Source organism: Amycolatopsis jejuensis (assembly GCF_000717335.1).
GTDB classification, from domain to species: domain Bacteria; phylum Actinomycetota; class Actinomycetes; order Mycobacteriales; family Pseudonocardiaceae; genus Amycolatopsis; species Amycolatopsis jejuensis.
Genome location: NZ_JNYZ01000105.1, coordinates 1 through 480, shown reverse-complemented (window position 1 = coordinate 480; position 480 = coordinate 1). Strand labels below are relative to the sequence as shown.

At 68.8% G+C, this 480-nt stretch carries 1 protein-coding gene; it reads right to left on the bottom strand.

What is annotated here, in order from left to right; translation table 11 throughout:
• A partial coding sequence (locus OO71_RS45950; RefSeq protein WP_033296438.1) for a TetR family transcriptional regulator occupies nucleotides 1-450 on the bottom strand: 450 nt, incomplete at its 3' end.
• Nucleotides 451-480: the final 30 nt, after the last annotated feature.

The window sequence follows — 480 nt, the reverse complement described above, 5'->3', positions numbered from 1 at the left end:
GGGGTCCACACCCGGGTCGACGCCCATCCGGGTACCGATCAGCCGCGCCACCTCGTCGAACCGCGCGGTCGCCCGCTCGATCCGCGCGGCCGTCAGCGCGGGGTTGACCGAGATCACGTCCTGCAGGCGGTGGAAGCGCGGGTCGGTCTCGTACGCCCGCATGACCTCGACCGCGGCGGTCCGCATCGCGGTCAGCACCCGCAGGCCGGCCGGTTGCGCGGCGAACGCCTCCAGCACCGCCGTGATCTGCTGGTCCGCGAGAGCGAGCGCGACGTCCTCCTTCGATGTGAAGTACCGGAAGAACGTCCGCGACGACACTTCGACCGCATCGGCGATCTGGTCGATGGTCGTGGCCTCGAAACCGTTCGCGCAGAACAGCGCCTGGGCCGCTTCGATCAACGCCTCCCGTGTCCGCTGCTTCTTCCGTTCCCGAAGGCCGAGCTTCTCCATGCCACCAGCATACGACAGTCACGTCATCAG